The sequence below is a fragment of the Solibacillus daqui genome, from assembly GCF_028747805.1.
In the GTDB taxonomy this organism is placed as follows: Bacteria; Bacillota; Bacilli; order Bacillales_A; family Planococcaceae; genus Solibacillus; species Solibacillus daqui.
In genome coordinates this window covers 1,559,007-1,574,282 of the sequence record NZ_CP114887.1, presented here as the reverse complement: position 1 = coordinate 1,574,282, position 15,276 = coordinate 1,559,007, and the positions used below count along the sequence as shown (strand labels likewise).

Annotated in this window: 20 protein-coding genes; 8 read left to right on the top strand and 12 right to left on the bottom strand. The window is 34.3% G+C overall.

Annotated elements, in window-relative coordinates; all coding sequences use genetic code 11:
• Window positions 1-89: 89 nt before the first annotated feature.
• The 4 genes from O7776_RS07540 to O7776_RS07525 are packed head-to-tail and all read right to left on the bottom strand — an operon-like array spanning window position 90 to window position 2,143.
• Complete coding sequence (locus tag O7776_RS07540; RefSeq protein ID WP_274309977.1) at window positions 90-281, bottom strand: YfzA family protein; 192 nt, start codon at window positions 279-281, stop codon at window positions 90-92.
• An 11-nt stretch (window positions 282-292) separates the two neighbouring features.
• Window positions 293-904 carry an ABC-2 transporter permease gene (locus O7776_RS07535; protein ID WP_274309976.1) on the bottom strand — a complete coding sequence of 204 codons (612 nt, stop codon included), beginning with the start codon at window positions 902-904 and terminating at the stop codon, window positions 293-295.
• A complete protein-coding gene (locus O7776_RS07530) occupies window positions 888-1,766 on the bottom strand; it encodes an ABC transporter ATP-binding protein (protein ID WP_274309975.1) in 879 nt (292 codons plus the stop codon). Before O7776_RS07530 ends, O7776_RS07535 begins: the two co-directional genes overlap by 17 nt.
• Entirely contained in the window at window positions 1,766-2,143 is a 378-nt protein-coding gene (locus O7776_RS07525) for a GntR family transcriptional regulator (RefSeq protein ID WP_274309974.1), read from the bottom strand. Before O7776_RS07525 ends, O7776_RS07530 begins: the two co-directional genes overlap by 1 nt.
• A 283-nt stretch (window positions 2,144-2,426) precedes the next feature.
• Here O7776_RS07525 and O7776_RS07520 point away from each other — a divergent pair, with 283 nt between their 5' ends.
• Together O7776_RS07520 and O7776_RS07515 are read left to right on the top strand one after the other, a co-directional pair.
• On the top strand, window positions 2,427-2,684 hold the full coding sequence (locus tag O7776_RS07520) for a DUF4279 domain-containing protein (protein WP_274310461.1): 258 nt from the start codon (window positions 2,427-2,429) through the stop codon (window positions 2,682-2,684).
• A 245-nt stretch (window positions 2,685-2,929) separates the two neighbouring features.
• Window positions 2,930-3,703 (top strand): GNAT family N-acetyltransferase, encoded by a 774-nt coding sequence (locus O7776_RS07515; protein ID WP_274309973.1) that lies wholly within the window; start codon window positions 2,930-2,932, stop codon window positions 3,701-3,703.
• Window positions 3,704-3,864: 161 nt separating this feature from the next.
• Here the strand turns inward: O7776_RS07515 and O7776_RS07510 are convergent, their stop codons facing one another.
• The 5 genes from O7776_RS07510 to O7776_RS07490 all read right to left on the bottom strand — a co-directional run bounded on the left by O7776_RS07510 (window position 3,865) and on the right by O7776_RS07490 (window position 6,590).
• On the bottom strand, window positions 3,865-4,569 hold the full coding sequence (locus tag O7776_RS07510) for a hypothetical protein (protein ID WP_274309972.1): 705 nt from the start codon (window positions 4,567-4,569) through the stop codon (window positions 3,865-3,867).
• A 2-nt stretch (window positions 4,570-4,571) separates the two neighbouring features.
• Window positions 4,572-5,384: an ATP-binding cassette domain-containing protein gene (locus tag O7776_RS07505; RefSeq protein ID WP_274309971.1), complete on the bottom strand. Its 813-nt coding sequence runs from the start codon at window positions 5,382-5,384 to the stop codon at window positions 4,572-4,574.
• 257 nt (window positions 5,385-5,641) lie between these two features.
• Window positions 5,642-6,028, bottom strand: coding sequence for a YxiJ family protein (locus tag O7776_RS07500; protein WP_274309970.1), 387 nt, complete (start codon window positions 6,026-6,028; stop codon window positions 5,642-5,644).
• Between the two features lie 125 nt (window positions 6,029-6,153).
• On the bottom strand, window positions 6,154-6,396 hold the full coding sequence (locus O7776_RS07495; RefSeq protein WP_274309969.1) for a DUF4279 domain-containing protein: 243 nt from the start codon (window positions 6,394-6,396) through the stop codon (window positions 6,154-6,156).
• 8 nt (window positions 6,397-6,404) lie between these two features.
• A complete protein-coding gene (locus tag O7776_RS07490; RefSeq protein ID WP_274309968.1) occupies window positions 6,405-6,590 on the bottom strand; it encodes a DUF4279 domain-containing protein in 186 nt (61 codons plus the stop codon).
• A 264-nt stretch (window positions 6,591-6,854) separates the two neighbouring features.
• On the opposite strand from O7776_RS07490, the gene O7776_RS07485 reads away from it, so the two are divergent.
• Window positions 6,855-7,232, top strand: a complete 378-nt coding sequence (locus tag O7776_RS07485; protein ID WP_274309967.1) for a hypothetical protein — start codon at window positions 6,855-6,857, stop codon at window positions 7,230-7,232.
• Between the two features lie 143 nt (window positions 7,233-7,375).
• Here the strand turns inward: O7776_RS07485 and O7776_RS07480 are convergent, their stop codons facing one another.
• Window positions 7,376-7,792, bottom strand: a complete 417-nt coding sequence (locus tag O7776_RS07480; protein ID WP_274309965.1) for a hypothetical protein — start codon at window positions 7,790-7,792, stop codon at window positions 7,376-7,378.
• Between O7776_RS07480 and O7776_RS07475 the strand changes: the two genes are divergently transcribed.
• Both O7776_RS07475 and O7776_RS07470 read left to right on the top strand, forming a co-directional pair.
• Window positions 7,767-8,279: a DUF3231 family protein gene (locus O7776_RS07475; RefSeq protein WP_274309964.1), complete on the top strand. Its 513-nt coding sequence runs from the start codon at window positions 7,767-7,769 to the stop codon at window positions 8,277-8,279. The genes O7776_RS07480 and O7776_RS07475 overlap by 26 nt on opposite strands.
• A gap of 295 nt (window positions 8,280-8,574) precedes the next feature.
• Window positions 8,575-10,635: a catalase gene (locus O7776_RS07470; RefSeq protein WP_274309963.1), complete on the top strand. Its 2,061-nt coding sequence runs from the start codon at window positions 8,575-8,577 to the stop codon at window positions 10,633-10,635.
• Window positions 10,636-10,990: 355 nt separating this feature from the next.
• Here O7776_RS07470 and O7776_RS07465 read toward each other — a convergent pair whose 3' ends face one another.
• On the bottom strand, window positions 10,991-11,569 hold the full coding sequence (locus O7776_RS07465) for a dienelactone hydrolase family protein (RefSeq protein ID WP_274309962.1): 579 nt from the start codon (window positions 11,567-11,569) through the stop codon (window positions 10,991-10,993).
• Window positions 11,570-11,625: 56 nt separating this feature from the next.
• Window positions 11,626-12,114, bottom strand: a complete 489-nt coding sequence (locus O7776_RS07460; protein ID WP_274309961.1) for a GNAT family N-acetyltransferase — start codon at window positions 12,112-12,114, stop codon at window positions 11,626-11,628.
• Window positions 12,115-12,317: 203 nt separating this feature from the next.
• On the opposite strand from O7776_RS07460, the gene O7776_RS07455 reads away from it, so the two are divergent.
• The 3 genes from O7776_RS07455 to O7776_RS07445 all read left to right on the top strand — a co-directional run bounded on the left by O7776_RS07455 (window position 12,318) and on the right by O7776_RS07445 (window position 14,881).
• Complete coding sequence (locus O7776_RS07455; protein ID WP_274309960.1) at window positions 12,318-12,806, top strand: hypothetical protein; 489 nt, start codon at window positions 12,318-12,320, stop codon at window positions 12,804-12,806.
• Between the two features lie 168 nt (window positions 12,807-12,974).
• Window positions 12,975-14,114 carry a YibE/F family protein gene (locus O7776_RS07450; RefSeq protein ID WP_274309959.1) on the top strand — a complete coding sequence of 380 codons (1,140 nt, stop codon included), beginning with the start codon at window positions 12,975-12,977 and terminating at the stop codon, window positions 14,112-14,114.
• Window positions 14,111-14,881 carry a YibE/F family protein gene (locus tag O7776_RS07445; RefSeq protein WP_274309958.1) on the top strand — a complete coding sequence of 257 codons (771 nt, stop codon included), beginning with the start codon at window positions 14,111-14,113 and terminating at the stop codon, window positions 14,879-14,881. Before O7776_RS07450 ends, O7776_RS07445 begins: the two co-directional genes overlap by 4 nt.
• The last annotated feature ends 395 nt before the right edge of the window (window positions 14,882-15,276 follow it).

Genomic DNA, 15,276 nt, shown 5'->3' with positions numbered 1-15,276 from the left:
CATTAGAAAAACACATATCGCGCCAAATAGCGCGATATGATGTCTTTTCTTATGTGGATTTCCTTGAAAAAGTTATACTTTCTTATCCACTAAAACTGGAACCATTCTTTAAAAAAGTGAAGTTCCGTTACTTTCCCTAATAGCTTCCCATCAAAATCTCTTAAATTCGGTATCCACCCTGTTTTTTCCATAAGAAAGAATAGCAGTTGCACAATGCAAAATACGGCAATAGATACAAACCAGGAACGATTATAAAAAGGCGTTTTTTGTTGTGTACGCACATTCATTTCCCCTATTCAAATACTTTTTTCGAATAAATACGAATCGAAAGTAGCCAAGACAAACTGTAAAAAATAACAGTTGCCACTAAAATATACACATAAATCATCGGCTGGCTGACACTTGATAAATAGCCAACAAGCTCACGAATTTGGTCATTTATATTAGGTACAAATAATTTTAGACACAATAAGTAGGCCGCAAAAATACCGACAAATAAAAACGTAAAATATTTACTGCTGAATCGATACGCAAACGGATAAAAAATTGCAACTACTAGTAGGCTCACAATACAAATCATTAATAAATGATACATATTCGGAATTGCTTGATTTACGACTAAATGCAACACGCTAATCGTGGCGATAATGCACATAATATATAAAAACGCGGCAATATATTTTGAACTTACAATTTCTTTACGCGTAAACGGTAAGGAATTCAACAATAATTGAGCTGACTTTTTTTCATCCATTGCAAAGAGATTAACCGTCATCACAATACCAAAAATAATGCCAACAAATAGTGATGATGCTTGTGCAAAAATATAAATCGCAATCGCTAAAATCATAAATAGCCAAACCATTTTTTGAATATAAAAATCCTTTTTAATTAGTTGCAGCAACTTCCCTCGTCCCCTTTTTCGTGTAGTATAAAATATCTTCTAACGTTGCAGGCTCGTAAATCGCCAGATCGCCAAACAGCTCCATTACAGCAGTTTTGTCAGCCGATAATCCCTCGAACCCATGTTTTGATTGTTGAATCGCTATAAATGATTTTTTTGTATCGGAATCCAGTAAATCCAAGCCACCCTTTACAAGAACATATTGCTGCTCCAGCTTATAAAATTCCTGCGTAAAGATAAGCTGCCCTTCATGAATAAATACGATATAATCTGCAATGCGATCTAAATCAGATGTGATATGTGTCGAGAAGAAAATCGTTTTTTCACTATCCTGCACGATATTGCGTAATAAGCTTAGTAATTCACGTCGAAATACTGGGTCTAAACCTGCTGTTGGTTCATCCATAATAATTAAGTCCGCGTGATGCGATAATGCAATTGCTAGTGATGCTTTCATCTGCATTCCCTTTGAAAAAGTTTTTAGCTTTTTCTTAAGCGGCAATTGAAACTCGTCTACATAGCGCTGAAACATTCCTTCATCCCAATTATCGTAAGCTGGCTCAATTATTTTTTTCATTTCTAGCAGTGTTAAATTTTCGTAAAAGACATGTTCATCAAAGACAAAGCCAATACGTTGTTTAATCTCACGCTCATGCTTTTGATAATCTAAACCAAATACAGATACTTCTCCTTTGTCTGGCTGTAGAAGATTCATAATGAGCTTAATCGTTGTTGATTTACCCATGCCATTTGCACCGACAAAGCCCGTAACAAAGCCTTTTTTCACTTCAAATGATAAATCCTTCACTTCAAAATCCGAAAAACGTTTACTGACATTATTTAATTTAATGACTGCCTCCATTATTCCCTCTCCTCATATAAAAGTGCGACGAGCGCTTGTATGTCACCTAAATCTAAGCCAATCTCTTTCCCATTTACTATCGCCTGACTTAGCTGCTCCTCAATCACCTTTTGTTTTCGTTCTAATATCATTTCTTTATTTTGCTCTGATACAAAAGAGCCTTTCCCAACAACCGAATAAATGAGCCCCATCTTTTCAAGCTCTTCGTAGGCGCGCTTTGTTGTAATGACACTCACATCCAAATCCTTCGCCATGTTACGCATAGATGGTAATGCGTAGCCAGCAGGAATGTCATTTGCTAAAATGGCTTTCTTAATTTGCTGTACGATTTGCTCATAAATTGGTTCCTTTGAATTATGTGAGATTAAAATTTGCATGCATGTTCCTCAATCCATATTGTATATATACTTTATATACAATATATACAAATCAATAATTTGTTGTCAATACATATCGAATAAAATTTCGGAATTTATTTTCAGTATTTAAAAATGGAAAATCAAATAGCCTTTGGGACATAGTAAAAAGTTGATGAAACTATCCGTTCATGTAAAGACTTTGGATGAAATATTAAAGGGAGTTTTGTGGGTCTGTTGAAGAAAATCGAAGGCAAAAATATTTGATGATGCGGCAATGATCAGCATTTGCAGAAGGTGATGTATTGCTAAAAATAAAAACGTAAATTTACATGATGTTTTACTTCCCATTTTAAATGTTTTCCAGTACAAAACAGATACAATTAACCGTATAAAAGAAGAATTGAATTTGAATGTACGAATTGAATTAGTGATAACAATGATAAATGGCTATACGCCTGGTTTGACAATCTCCCCTGAATTTAGTAGATTTGCATCTGCCACCAATGCATCCATTGGTATTGATATATATGTATATCCTTTTAGTGAACCCGAAGAATAACAACTCATACTTTCAAATATCAATAACGTTCCCAAATGAAAGTTAGGTAAACACTCTCCCCATTCAATTGAATAGGGGGGAGTTTGGGCTGTTTATAATCAGTATGTCCGAAAACTACGCTTTGTGAAGGTTTATATTAAAATTAATGTAGCATAACACCTCAAAAATCAATTAGGGTAATTATCCCTTTTTTAGTGTATTATGTATAATGTAAGTAAAAATTTGTGTAAGAAAGAAGGAATTTAATGATATTTGAAGCAGATTTACATGTAAGGCAAAAATTAATCCCGATGTTTGAAAAAATTGATAGCACGATAATTCTCTCATGCCTTCAAGGACATATGGGATCTGCTTGGGTGGATGACCTTGAGAATCCGACTGTTGCTCAAATAACAGTGGGGATTTTTGTGTTTTTTGCTGGAAATGCAGACACAAAAGCAGCTGAAGAATTACTTAATAATCTACCTGATTTTACTCTTGCAATTGTTGATTCAGATGAATGGAAAAATCGTATCGAAACAGTTCATGTTGGTTCAATTGAGAAGTTTCCACGATATAGATTTGAAAAGAATCTGGAACATTTAAATAAAAAATATATACAAAGTCTAATATCAACACTACCTGATGGATATGAGATTAAGCGAATAGATAAAACGATAGCACAAGAACCCTCTTTCCATGAACTTTCAGAGGACTTCGTAAGTCAGTTTGATTCTATTGATGATTTTATTAATAGAGGAATAGGTTATGCGATTATCAATAACGGTCAAGTTGTTTCTGCTGCAACGTCGTTTAGTATATATGATGATGGGATTGAGATTGAAGTTGCTAGTCACCCTGATTATAGAAGGCAAGGTTTAGCAACAATTATCGCTGCTACTTTAATATTACATTGCTTAGATAGCCGAAAGTATCCTAATTGGGATGGTGCTAATGAAGAATCCGTTAAATTAGCTGAAAAAATTGGCTATAAACTGCAACAATCATATGATACATATTTCATTGACTGTAGAAAATAAGCATGTTTCCTTTAACATATTTTAGAAAACATTATTTGAACACTATGTTTAATAAACGTTATACGAGTCTATATAAATAACGTTCCCAAATGAAAGTTTGGGAATACACAAAAAAGCGACAAACGCTGTTATATCCGTGTTTGTCGCCTAGGTTTGGAAAATTACCTTTCCTTCCTTAAAAACATTTGCCAAACTACGATTGCCCCAAGAACCGAGTAAACAACTGCCCACATTGCAAGTAACCAAAAATCATTCCCAATTTGAATTGTATCGTCTCCATTCGAATAATTAATCACATGCGTTACCGGTGGAAATATGATAAGTCCCCATTTAAGCAAGCTTATTTTTTCCACTATTCCTTCATAAGAAATAGATACTACAATCACCAACATTGCTGACAACCAAGCATATTTTCTTGTTGCAAATGAAGTAACGGAGAAAAAAGTACCTACTAATATTCCAAACCAAGCTAATAGGAAATGACTATATATTGATAGTCCTAAATGAATTGGTCTGATCGTCCCTTTAAAACTGTTTAATATGATAGGATAAAGAATTGCAAATACCATAAATAGTATTGTGAAAATTAAGCAAATCGTCCATTTCCCCCATAAATAACGATTTTTGCTATCCAATTGGACAAACAATATGTACCTCTCACTTTCTTCCTCAATTGAAAAAGCACTCATCGTCAACCATGTCATCACTAAGTAAATCGTAATGCTTGTGACTGCGTAGCTGCTTAAAATGGCAACACCACTGTACGCATACAGTACAAATACCCATGCGCAAAAAACAGTGACGGGTGGAATCATTTTTAAAGAACGAATATAACTTATGAATTGATAACGAATAAACCCAGTCATACTTACCTCTTTTCATTTACCTCTAAAATAGAGCATTTTTTATTTAATAAAGCTAGTAGTAATTCATCAGATTTAGCTGCGTCTACCGTTATCAAAGCAGTGTTTCTCTCATATGTAATATCAAAGAAATTTAGCTCTTTGAAAATATCTTTATTATTAAAATTCACCTTAATCAACTTTTGTACATTTCGTGGTTTTAAACAGCTTAAAACCTCCCCAGATTCAACATAAAAAATATTATCTGCCAATTTCTCAATCATCTCGTCTTCATGTGTTGTGAAAATGATAGTTACTTGCTTTTTTAACTTTTCTAGAAGATATATTAATTGTTTCTGGGTTGGGCTATCTAATCCAGTTAGAGGTTCGTCTAAAAGAAGGATATCAGGTTTCATAATAAGCGCTTGAATCAAACCTGCCTTTTGTTTTGTCCCCTTTGAACATTGTTTTAGTGGCGTGTCTACATATCGCTGCAAACCGAAAATTCTTATATATTCTAAAAGATCAGTTTCAATATGTTGTTTAGAAAAACCGTGAAAGGACGCCGTTAGTATCAAATATTCTTTGAGCTTAAATCGTATATTCTCCGGAAAGTGTTCTGGTACATACCCTACCTTCCTCTTGCCCCTTCTGACTTTTCCGTTTGTAGGTTCATATATTCCTGCCAAGACTTTTAATAAAGTACTTTTACCAGAACCATTTTGCCCACAGATAGCCATAGTAGTATAATCTTCACACTTGAAGCTTATTTTGTTTAAAATCATTTTCCCTTCGATTTCTTTACTTACATCAATAGCTTCAAAAATGTCTTTTTCCATCCAACCACAACCTTATTTTATAATAATTCAGCACCCAAGAGATCCCATTAACGGAATAATTATCTTTATACTTATTATTATATCCCATTATTTAGTTGTAATATATTTTTAATATATAAAATCGAAATTTCACTTCTCCTATAACCTAGTCAAAGAGAATAAGTCCAAAAATTCTACTATCCTTACTCTTAACATAAAAGCTGCAAAAGCGGTGTATGGTAATCACTTATATAATGTTTTTGCCACTTAAGTCTCTGCTAATCTAATGGAAAAAGGTTATTTGTCAACAGCTGTAAAAGCAATTTTCTTGGTTGTTCAAAGGTTTTATATTCCTGAAAGAAAAGATTATAGTTTGCTATTCGTTCTTCCAAAAATTCATATTGATCATAGTATTCAAAAAAAGATTTAAAAAGCATGTCAAATTGCCCTTGTGGGATTTCATTTATGTTGCCTGCTAAAACATAGCTTAAAGTTCCAGCGATATTCACACAGTAATAACGAAAATCTTCATAGAAATCCACCTCACCAGATAAATTCAAAAATTCTGTTCGAAATTCTTCACATATTTTATTAATATCTCTAGTAGGAAATGGCTTCTTTAGTTCGTCTTCAATTTCAGTTAATTGTTTTAAAATATCGTCCATATTTTCACCCCTATTAGTGTGGCATTTTTTTATCAAATTTATAAAAATCAAATCGTTCATAGATAAAGTACAAACCTTCACAAAAAGTCATTTGAGAACGTTTAATATTATATTCTACAAACTACTTATTCCTCTTCAGGTTCATTAAAAGGATATACATACATGTCAATATCAATAAAAGCATTGATGGCAGCAGCAAAACTACTGAATTCAGGTAAGATTGTTAAACCTGGTGTATAACCATCTATCATTGAAATCACTAAATAAATCTGTACATTTAAATTTAACTCTTTTTTTAATTGATTAATGGTATCTGTTTTAGACTTGAAAACATTTAAAATAGGACGTAAAACATCTTCAGAATCCAATGTTGTTTCTAAGGTTCAGATTCGTATTTCCAACTGGTAAATGAGCGAACCCGAAAATTATTAATTTTGTCTCCCATTCTCAAAGTTGTTGTTGGTTGTACATTTAATCGTTCGGTTACTATCTCTAATGGGAAATCATCAACATCATCATTTCCAGTAAAACTAATGTACGCATATAAAGTTGTTTTTTCCATTCAATCCTCCAAAATCTGTATTTTTATTTTACTGATTATAGCATTTATATTATTGAATCATGCTCCCAAACCCTTGTTTTTGTGACTTTTTTTCGTATTGTCAATATAGTTTCATTTGTGAAGGTTTATTCATTTAAGTCCCCTTTAGTAGAAAACTATTTTATTGAAACGTTACGTTACTTTTCCACCTATTTTAAAAGGAAATATTTTGTTGTGGTAAGTTAATCTGTTTTGAACAAAATAATCATAAAAGGTGGTGTGATAATGAAACGAATTTATGCAATATTTATGTTACTTTTATGCTCCTTATTAATTTTGGGCTTATCTGTTTCTGCCCAAGAAACAGATAAGCCCAAAGTGATAAGTTTCCATGGTGAAAGTGAAAATTGGTTGGGTGCTTTTACAGTTGAATTTACAGGTGAAAGAATAACAGAACTAGGGTATATAAAATATAAAGGGGAAGATGTTAATTCTGTAGGGCTAGTTGAAGTCACATATGAAACAAATAGCGGTGGACTATCAAGTATTAGCTATTTAGCAGGTCTAGATTCAATTGATTCACCTATAGGAGAAAAAGGTACTTCAACTACCAAAGGAGCTGTAGGGAATAATAATCAATATTCTAAAACAAAATTAAAGTGACTGTGGAATGGGATGGGAAAACGGAAACGTTTAATTTATACAAATAATAAAAAATTCAATCGAATGGTGTTGTCATTTAACACCATTCTTTGTTATTACAAATACACTAATCATCTCTTTCTCCATATAAAAAATTTTTAATACTAATACATATATTTTTCCATAATCGCCCAAACTCGACTGTATGTTATTTCACAACTATATTGACTAGGGGTTTTATCACGTTTCACCAAAATAAATCCTCTTTTCTCGAGGTCAGCGATAGCAACATCTAATTCTGTATCGTTTTGTCGTTGAATTGGCTGTAATCTGAATACACCATTTTGTGATGCTAAGCGAATATACATTTTTTCATCCCCTTTAAAATTCTCAATATAGAATGAACTTTCAATATATATTTTATCCGCAATGTCACTGACCAATTTATTGATAAACAACCATCTTCTATTTTGTAATTTCAAGAATTTTTTTGTGTTTTCAGCCCATACTATCCTTGTTTGAATATGGCAAAAAAACTGAAAAGGACGTGCAAATATGGGTATGTTTAGCGGTAATCCCAAAGACGAACCATTACATTATGGAGAAGTGTTCAGTATCTGGACAAATCTTGCTACAAACTATGGCATGATTGCTGGGTATCAAACATTTTACAATCATGCTGGTGATAAAGATCTGAAAAATATCATTGCAGAAATAATTCAAGGTGCTAAAGAGGAAGTTAGACATCTACAAGAGATTCTAAAAACAAACGGCATTGCGTTACCTCCAGCGCCTCCTGAACGTCCAAACGCAAGACCAGAAGATATTCCTCCTGGTGCAAAATTTAATGATCCTGAAATCAGTGCGGCATTATCATTAGATGCAGCTTCTGGTTTAGTTGCATGTAGTCAAGCAATGGGAATGTGTATTAGAGAAGACATCGCACTAATGTTTGGTCAATTCCATACAGCAAGAGCACTACTTGGTGCCAAACTATTACGCCTTAACAAAAATAAAGGTTGGTTAGTGCCTCCACCATTACATGTAAATCATGCAGGAAAACAATAAGTATTTATAAAACGTGTTAAAAATTAGTCCCCAGTTCACACACAAAACTGGGGGTTTTTTTATTTATTTTTTTTAGTCTTGTCGGATTGTTTTCCTTGCCCTTATTTGACCATAAATCATTCGGCATACTTACACTCTCCTCTAAACTTTGGTTCTTGTGCTAAGTATACTAATACACGATCAGAACTTATTTTATTTGGTTATGAAATTGATTCAAGTATGAATCTATCCAGAAAACATATATTGTATGAGGCTTTTGTGAAATGAAAATTGTTAAGTGAGGAAAGGAGATTTCGTGGACAAATCTTGGTCTAATCAGGGGAAAGATACAGATGCCAAGGAACAACAACTTGAGCAGTTTCGTGTAAATAATGATGGGAAAAAGATGACAACTAATCAGGGTGTGAAAGTTTCAAATGATGAGGATTCGTTAAAAGCAGGGGTTCGAGGTCCAACATTAATGGAGGATTTTCACTTCAGGGAGAAGATGACGCATTTTGATCATGAGCGAATTCCAGAGCGTGTCGTTCATGCAAGAGGTTATGCTGCCCACGGGGAATTTGTTTTGTATGAATCTATGAAAGAATATACAAGAGCAGGATTTTTACAAAAAGCAGGGTCAAAAACGCCTGTATTTTTGCGATTTTCTAATGTTGTTGGGAGTTCTGGTTCGATGGATACAGCACGAGATGTGCGTGGATTTGCCGTCAAATTTTATACCGAGGAAGGCAATTACGATTTAGTCGGAAACAATATTCCAATATTTTTCATACAGGATGCGATGAAGTTTCCAGATTTAATTCATGCCGCGAAGCCAGAGCCTAATAACGAAATGCCACAAGCAGCTACCGCACATGATACATTTTGGGATTTTGTTGCGAACAATCAGGAAAGTGCTGCTATGGTGATGTGGTTGATGTCAGATAGGGCGATCCCCAAAAATTTCCGAATGATGCAAGGCTTCGGTGTCCATACTTTCCGTTTTATCAATGACAAAGGAAAGTCGAGATTTGTAAAGTTTCATTGGAAACCAGTATTAGGCGTTCATTCCCTCGTGTGGGATGAAGCTCAAATTATTGCAGGAAAAGATCCAGATTTTCAACGTCGAGATTTATGGGAATCAATCGAAATGGGTAATTTTCCAGAATACGAGCTTGGTATTCAAATGCTTGAGCAAGAAGAAGAGTTTAAATTTGATTTTGACATTTTAGATGCAACGAAAATTTGGCCAGAAGAAATAGTACCTGTAAAGATTATTGGGAAGTTGACATTGAATCGTAATGTTGATAACGTTTTTGCAGAAACCGAACAAGTAGCTTTCCATCCTGGTAATGTTGTGCCGGGCATTGATTTTACAAATGATCCGCTTTTACAAGGCCGTTTATTTTCTTATATTGATACACAGCTTCTTCGTTTAGGTGGACCAAATTTTGCTGAAATTCCGATTAACCGACCGATATGTCCAATTCATAATAATCAGCGTAATGGCTTTAGTCGACAGACGATTAATGTAGGTCGGGTAAGTTATCATAAAAACTCTCTAGCAAATAATACACCTTCGACATCGACTGAAGCTGAAGGTGGGTTTGTTCATTATGAGGAAAAAGTGGAAGGGCGTATTACCCGAGCACGAAGTAAATCGTTTGATGATCATTTCTCACAAGCAAGGCTATTTTGGAACAGTATGTCACCACCCGAAAAGCAACATATCATCAATGCCTTTAGCTTCGAAGTAGGCAAAGTGAATAGTCAATCCGTTCGGCAACAAGTTGTCGATATGTTTGTCCATGTCGATAAAGAAATGGCTACGATAATTGCTCATAATGTAGGCGTTAACAAACCAACTGGTGAACAATCAACCGTTACAGCATCTTCACCCGCGCTGAGTCAAGCGAATACAATAAAACTGCCACAAACACTTAAAGTCGGTGTACTTATTGGCAATGGATTCGATGCTGCAGAAGTGAGTAATGTGTTAAAAACGCTCACTAAATACGGTGTAAGATATAGTATCATTGGTGAACGAATAGGGGTAATTGAAAGTAAGGAAGGCGTCCAATTAATGGCGAATGAAACCTATTTAACAACAGATTCCGTATTGTTTGACGCCTTATATGTAGTAGGGGTAAGTGCAGACAATCAAGCAAAATTTAATCAAGATTTACTAATTAATATTAATCAAGCATTTCGCCACTATAAACCAATTGGCGTTGCACGAACAGGTATGCAATTTTTAAAAGAATCCAATGTAAAAATCGGACCAGGTATTGTAGTACAAACTGGTAATGCTGATTTTGGAGAAAAATTTGTGGAGGCCATTGCAATGCAACGTTTTTGGAATAGAGATATTTATTAATATCCCTGTACCAGGTGCAAATACAATTCTGATAGTTCTCTCCAATTCAAGATATGAATTGGAGTAGGTTATAAGGGAATGTCCCATGTAGGAGCAATCTTACATGGGGCTTTTTTAATTTATATGCAGAGTCTAAGCTTTGGCATTGGCATACACCATACTTCAAAATCGTAGTTTAGAGTAAAGTGTTGCTATTTAACATTACAAAACGCCCACTAATATGAAGTGACCGTCTTTCCAACTTGTGTACATAACAATAATATACAAATTTAAAAAACCGCACGTATCGGCTGTTAGTAAGTATTAAAAATTCCCACCGCCTTTACTCACTGCACCAAACGAATGAACAACATTATTATTGTGCTAAGTATTTTAATATGCGATCAGCACTTATTTTATTGTAATTCTTTGAATACGGGTCCGCAAAGCCATGACCCCCTTCTACGATCTTCACCAAGACATTTGAATACTGCGACAGATTACGTTTTAAATCTTTCGGATCAAATGACTTTTCATGCTCGCCATAAATTAATATCGTTTCACATTTAGGTACACTACCAAGATATTGTCGAATACGGGACCCATAAAACCCAACAACCCTATGTACGTTTTCATGATTACTACAGAGCCAAGCAACTGTTGCACCGACACTAAAACCGATTACATGAATTTCTATATATTCTTTTGATAAAGCATCAATCAGTGCTATCACTTGTTTATATGCCTTTTCAAACCCAACGTTCTCTATAAAATGACGGTAAGCTCGTTCCTCCTCTTCATAAGGAAATGACGTTTCATTATTTATTAGATTGGGGATATATACATCAAATTTTTGTTTATAAAATAGCTTTGCATAATATTCCATGTGCTGATTGATTCCATAAATCTCGTGAAGAAGCACAATACATCGACTTGAATTTTGTTTTAATTCCATATCAGGAACCCCTTTATATTTCTTTCAATTTCAACAAAATACAAAACAGCTTCTACTCACTGTCCTGCCTTAATTAACAACTTCACTAATTCTAGTTCATCATGTAAAGGAATCGCTTCATAGCCTATCAACGGTATGGAGGGCTTTATCATGCACGCTTTAGCTACAGCATTTGGTATTACTTTTACGATGCGATAGCCCTTTTTCTGATAAAACTTTAACGCGTTAATATTATCATTTGTTGTGAGTAACGTAATCTTTAACATTCCTTTATGTTTCGCTAACAACTCAACTTCTTGCATTAGCTTCGAACCAATTCCTTGCCCCTCTATAACACTGTCTAATGAAATCACCTCGAGTACATCTTCATGGAACACATATGTAAGCAAACCTAAAATCTTCTCATCTTTTTCGTAAATATAACCGTCTAATTGGTCGCAGTTATAGATTCCAGAAGAAATAATCATTTGAGTACTACCCCAATGTTCTTTAAAAAATTGATGAACTCGTTTTCGATTATGAATAGTAATCGGTTTAATTGACACACCTTCACCTCAACTCAATTACAGAATTTTATTGTAATTATATACCAAAATTCAGTTCGACAATATAATTAATCAATTACTTAAAATTATTTCAAATTAAAATTCACCAAATGATATGCTCAAGTGTGTTTAAAATGGAGGAAGTTGATAGACGATGGTGCAACATTTAGTTTGGTCAACTGAACTAGATATAGATCGAGTTATTGATACTACGGCAATATACGTTCGAATTATTACCTGTAGAAAGATTAGGTGTTATCACTAGTATAAGTTGGATTGGGAATGGAAATAGCTTAATTTTTACAGATGTTATGCTAAATATCTCAGGAGAAGATATTGACCCGATCACTTATACAATAAACAAAGGAATGTTTATAGAGGATGTTACCCTAACAGCTGAAGAGGTAAAAAATAAAGATAGATTATTATCAGAAAAGATTTATACTATTTCAAGTGAGCCAAATTCAGCTCTCTTTCAAGGTATAAAGGAAATTGGAAGTACCTTTACAGTTCAATATAATGAGCAAGATCAATATCAATATTCACTCGCAATTCCTCATGATGGTAATAAAGTAGAAGATGACATCATAATCAGCGTGGTTGCCAAATATGCTGATGGGAACTCTGAACAACAAAATATCGTTGTAAATCAGGAATCAAGCTCGATTTCATTATTGCTAAAGTTGAACTAAGCTAACTGTTGGTAATTTGGATTTCCTCCGCATTTTCTTTGTGATGATACGCATACATCCCATCTCTTGGTCTATCCATATGGAAAAGGCTGACTACATTCCTATTCATATCAATTATTTGATATAGTGTGAATTGTTACCTAAATATTATTTACAGGGGGTATGCATATGCAGTTACTTCAAAAGTTTTATCAAAAAACAACTTGGCAACAACGCCTATTTACGGTTGTGCTAATCGTTTTATTCATCGGTTCGATTGTATTTGTCAATCACAACTATGCATTCTATAAAAGTTCGATTGCAGAGGTTGTTGATGTAACGATAACCAGTACAACAAATGTAGAAGATAATTTTCAAAACAAAGACGTTTTATATACTCAGCAGTTAATCGCTAAGGTGAAAAACGGTAGTGAAAAAGGAACACTCATTCATTTAACAAATGAATATTCAAAATCACAAGCATTTGACCAAAAATTTGAGATGGGTAGTGAAGTGTTTGTTTCATTCGATACTCAATTGCAAGAGGGTCAGGAGCAAACCGGTATAATTACCGGCGTGAAGCGGGACAAATATTTAGTCATCATTGCATGGGTATTTATTTTTGTACTGCTGCTCGTTGGCAAAAGACAAGGGTTATTATCCGTTGTAAGCTTAGCTTTTAATGCAGCGGTCCTATGGTTTGCATTAGATATTTACATTAAATATGCCAATCAAAGTTTGTTATGGATTTGTGGGGCTTGCGTTTTTGTATTTACAGTCGTTTCTCTATTACTCGTTAATGGTAGAAATGAAAAGACATTCTCTGCGATAATTGCCACATTGATAGGGACGTTTACATCGCTTCTCATTACATATATCGCTTTAGTCATTACAGGCGAAAATGGCCTTCGTTATGAGGAATTGCAGTTTATATCGCGTCCTTATAAAACGGTCTTTTTAGCTGGCTTAATTATAGGATCTTTAGGTGCTGTGATGGATGTTGCGATTACAATGTCTTCTTCGATTTTTGGATTGTATGAAAAGGACCCAACAATTTCAGTAAAAGCTCTTACAAAATCGGGCTTGGAAATCGGCAAGGATATTATGGGCACGATGACGAATATTTTGTTCTTTGCCTACGTTAGTGGATCGATACCCATTCTATTACTTTATTTTAAAAATGCGTCTACGCTTGGCTATACCCTTTCACTGAATCTATCCCTTGAGTTAGTACGTGCATTAGCAGGTGGGATTGGAATAGTCCTTACGATTCCAATTGGTCTTTATACCGCTATATTTTTTGTGAATAGAAAGAAGGCACAGCTATGAATGTATTAGTTTTACTTGCGGGACTGTTATTCGTGTTTATGGCGATCATCGGTGGCAAAAAAGGGATTCGGTCATTTATTGCCCTATTTCTAAATTTCGGTGTAATAATCATGACCGTATTCTTTATGAATGACCCTACTATCAATCCGGTCATTTTAACATTAATTGCCTGCGTATTCATTAGTTGTATTAACCTTTTTTACATTAATGAAGTCAACTGGACAACGAAAACTGCCTTTTTAGCTACCATGCTGACGACAATTGTGTTAGTCATCTTTATATCTTTGATCACAAATAGCGCGATGATACAGGGCTTTGGTGAAGAGGAAACCGAAGAAATGGGCATGTTCTCATTTTATATAGGTCTTGATTTCGTCAAAATTGCGGTGTCAGTCATTATTATGAGTACGATTGGTGCCATTACAGACGCAGCAATCGCTATTGCTTCACCTATGAGAGAAATGCATTTTCATCACCCAAATATTGAAAGAAAAGAGCTGTTCCGTTTTGGCTTAAGTATTGGTAGAGATATTTTAGGAACGAGTACCAATACATTATTCTTTGCCTTTTTTGGGGGTTACTTGGCCTTACTTATCTGGTTTAAGGACCTTTCTTATTCATTAGGTGAAATCATCAATTCGAAAGTGTTCAGCAGTGAATTGATTACGATTTGTTGTGCAGCGATAGGCGTCACACTCGTTATTCCAATTACCGCTTATATCACCGCCTATTTTTTAGTAAGAAAACAGGCAGATTCAACAAATTAATAAAGGTTAATAACTAAATCTAAAAAGTAGGTGCCTTCTCACAATCTGTGAAAGCACCTACTTTATTTTTTGGAGCTTATTTTTTCTTCAGCTTTATTCGATACGCTGTTTTCGTGAAGATTATGGTTATTAAAATTAATTTCATTAATTATTGTATTTTACTAAAAAAGTAAAATAACAGATAACAGCCACAAGTTGGGATGTGCTATGAATTTTATAGCACTATTAGAATGTTATTTATTGGGGATTCCGCGCATTTTCTAAAAATCGCACGCAAATGGTCTAAATTCGCACGTATTTCCCAAAAGTCGCACGCAAATGCTCTGAATTCGCACATAAAGCCTAAAAAACCGCACGTATTAACGCCTCTCAATTATGAGATAGCCCATCAAAGC

What these genes read in the sequence shown, in the direction of transcription:
- O7776_RS07530 (WP_274309975.1), bottom strand. Translation starts at nt 1,766, where the DNA reads ATGGAGGCAGTCATTAAATTAAATAATGTCAGTAAACGTTTTTCGGAT.
- O7776_RS07525 (WP_274309974.1), bottom strand. Translation starts at nt 2,143, where the DNA reads ATGCAAATTTTAATCTCACATAATTCAAAGGAACCAATTTATGAGCAA.
- O7776_RS07515 (WP_274309973.1), top strand. Translation starts at nt 2,930, where the DNA reads ATGATATTTGAAGCAGATTTACATGTAAGGCAAAAATTAATCCCGATG.
- O7776_RS07510 (WP_274309972.1), bottom strand. Translation starts at nt 4,569, where the DNA reads ATGACTGGGTTTATTCGTTATCAATTCATAAGTTATATTCGTTCTTTA.
- O7776_RS07505 (WP_274309971.1), bottom strand. Translation starts at nt 5,384, where the DNA reads ATGGAAAAAGACATTTTTGAAGCTATTGATGTAAGTAAAGAAATCGAA.
- O7776_RS07500 (WP_274309970.1), bottom strand. Translation starts at nt 6,028, where the DNA reads ATGGACGATATTTTAAAACAATTAACTGAAATTGAAGACGAACTAAAG.
- O7776_RS07490 (WP_274309968.1), bottom strand. Translation starts at nt 6,590, where the DNA reads ATGGAAAAAACAACTTTATATGCGTACATTAGTTTTACTGGAAATGAT.
- O7776_RS07485 (WP_274309967.1), top strand. Translation starts at nt 6,855, where the DNA reads ATGAAACGAATTTATGCAATATTTATGTTACTTTTATGCTCCTTATTA.
- O7776_RS07475 (WP_274309964.1), top strand. Translation starts at nt 7,767, where the DNA reads ATGGGTATGTTTAGCGGTAATCCCAAAGACGAACCATTACATTATGGA.
- O7776_RS07465 (WP_274309962.1), bottom strand. Translation starts at nt 11,569, where the DNA reads ATGGAATTAAAACAAAATTCAAGTCGATGTATTGTGCTTCTTCACGAG.
- O7776_RS07450 (WP_274309959.1), top strand. Translation starts at nt 12,975, where the DNA reads ATGCAGTTACTTCAAAAGTTTTATCAAAAAACAACTTGGCAACAACGC.
- O7776_RS07445 (WP_274309958.1), top strand. Translation starts at nt 14,111, where the DNA reads ATGAATGTATTAGTTTTACTTGCGGGACTGTTATTCGTGTTTATGGCG.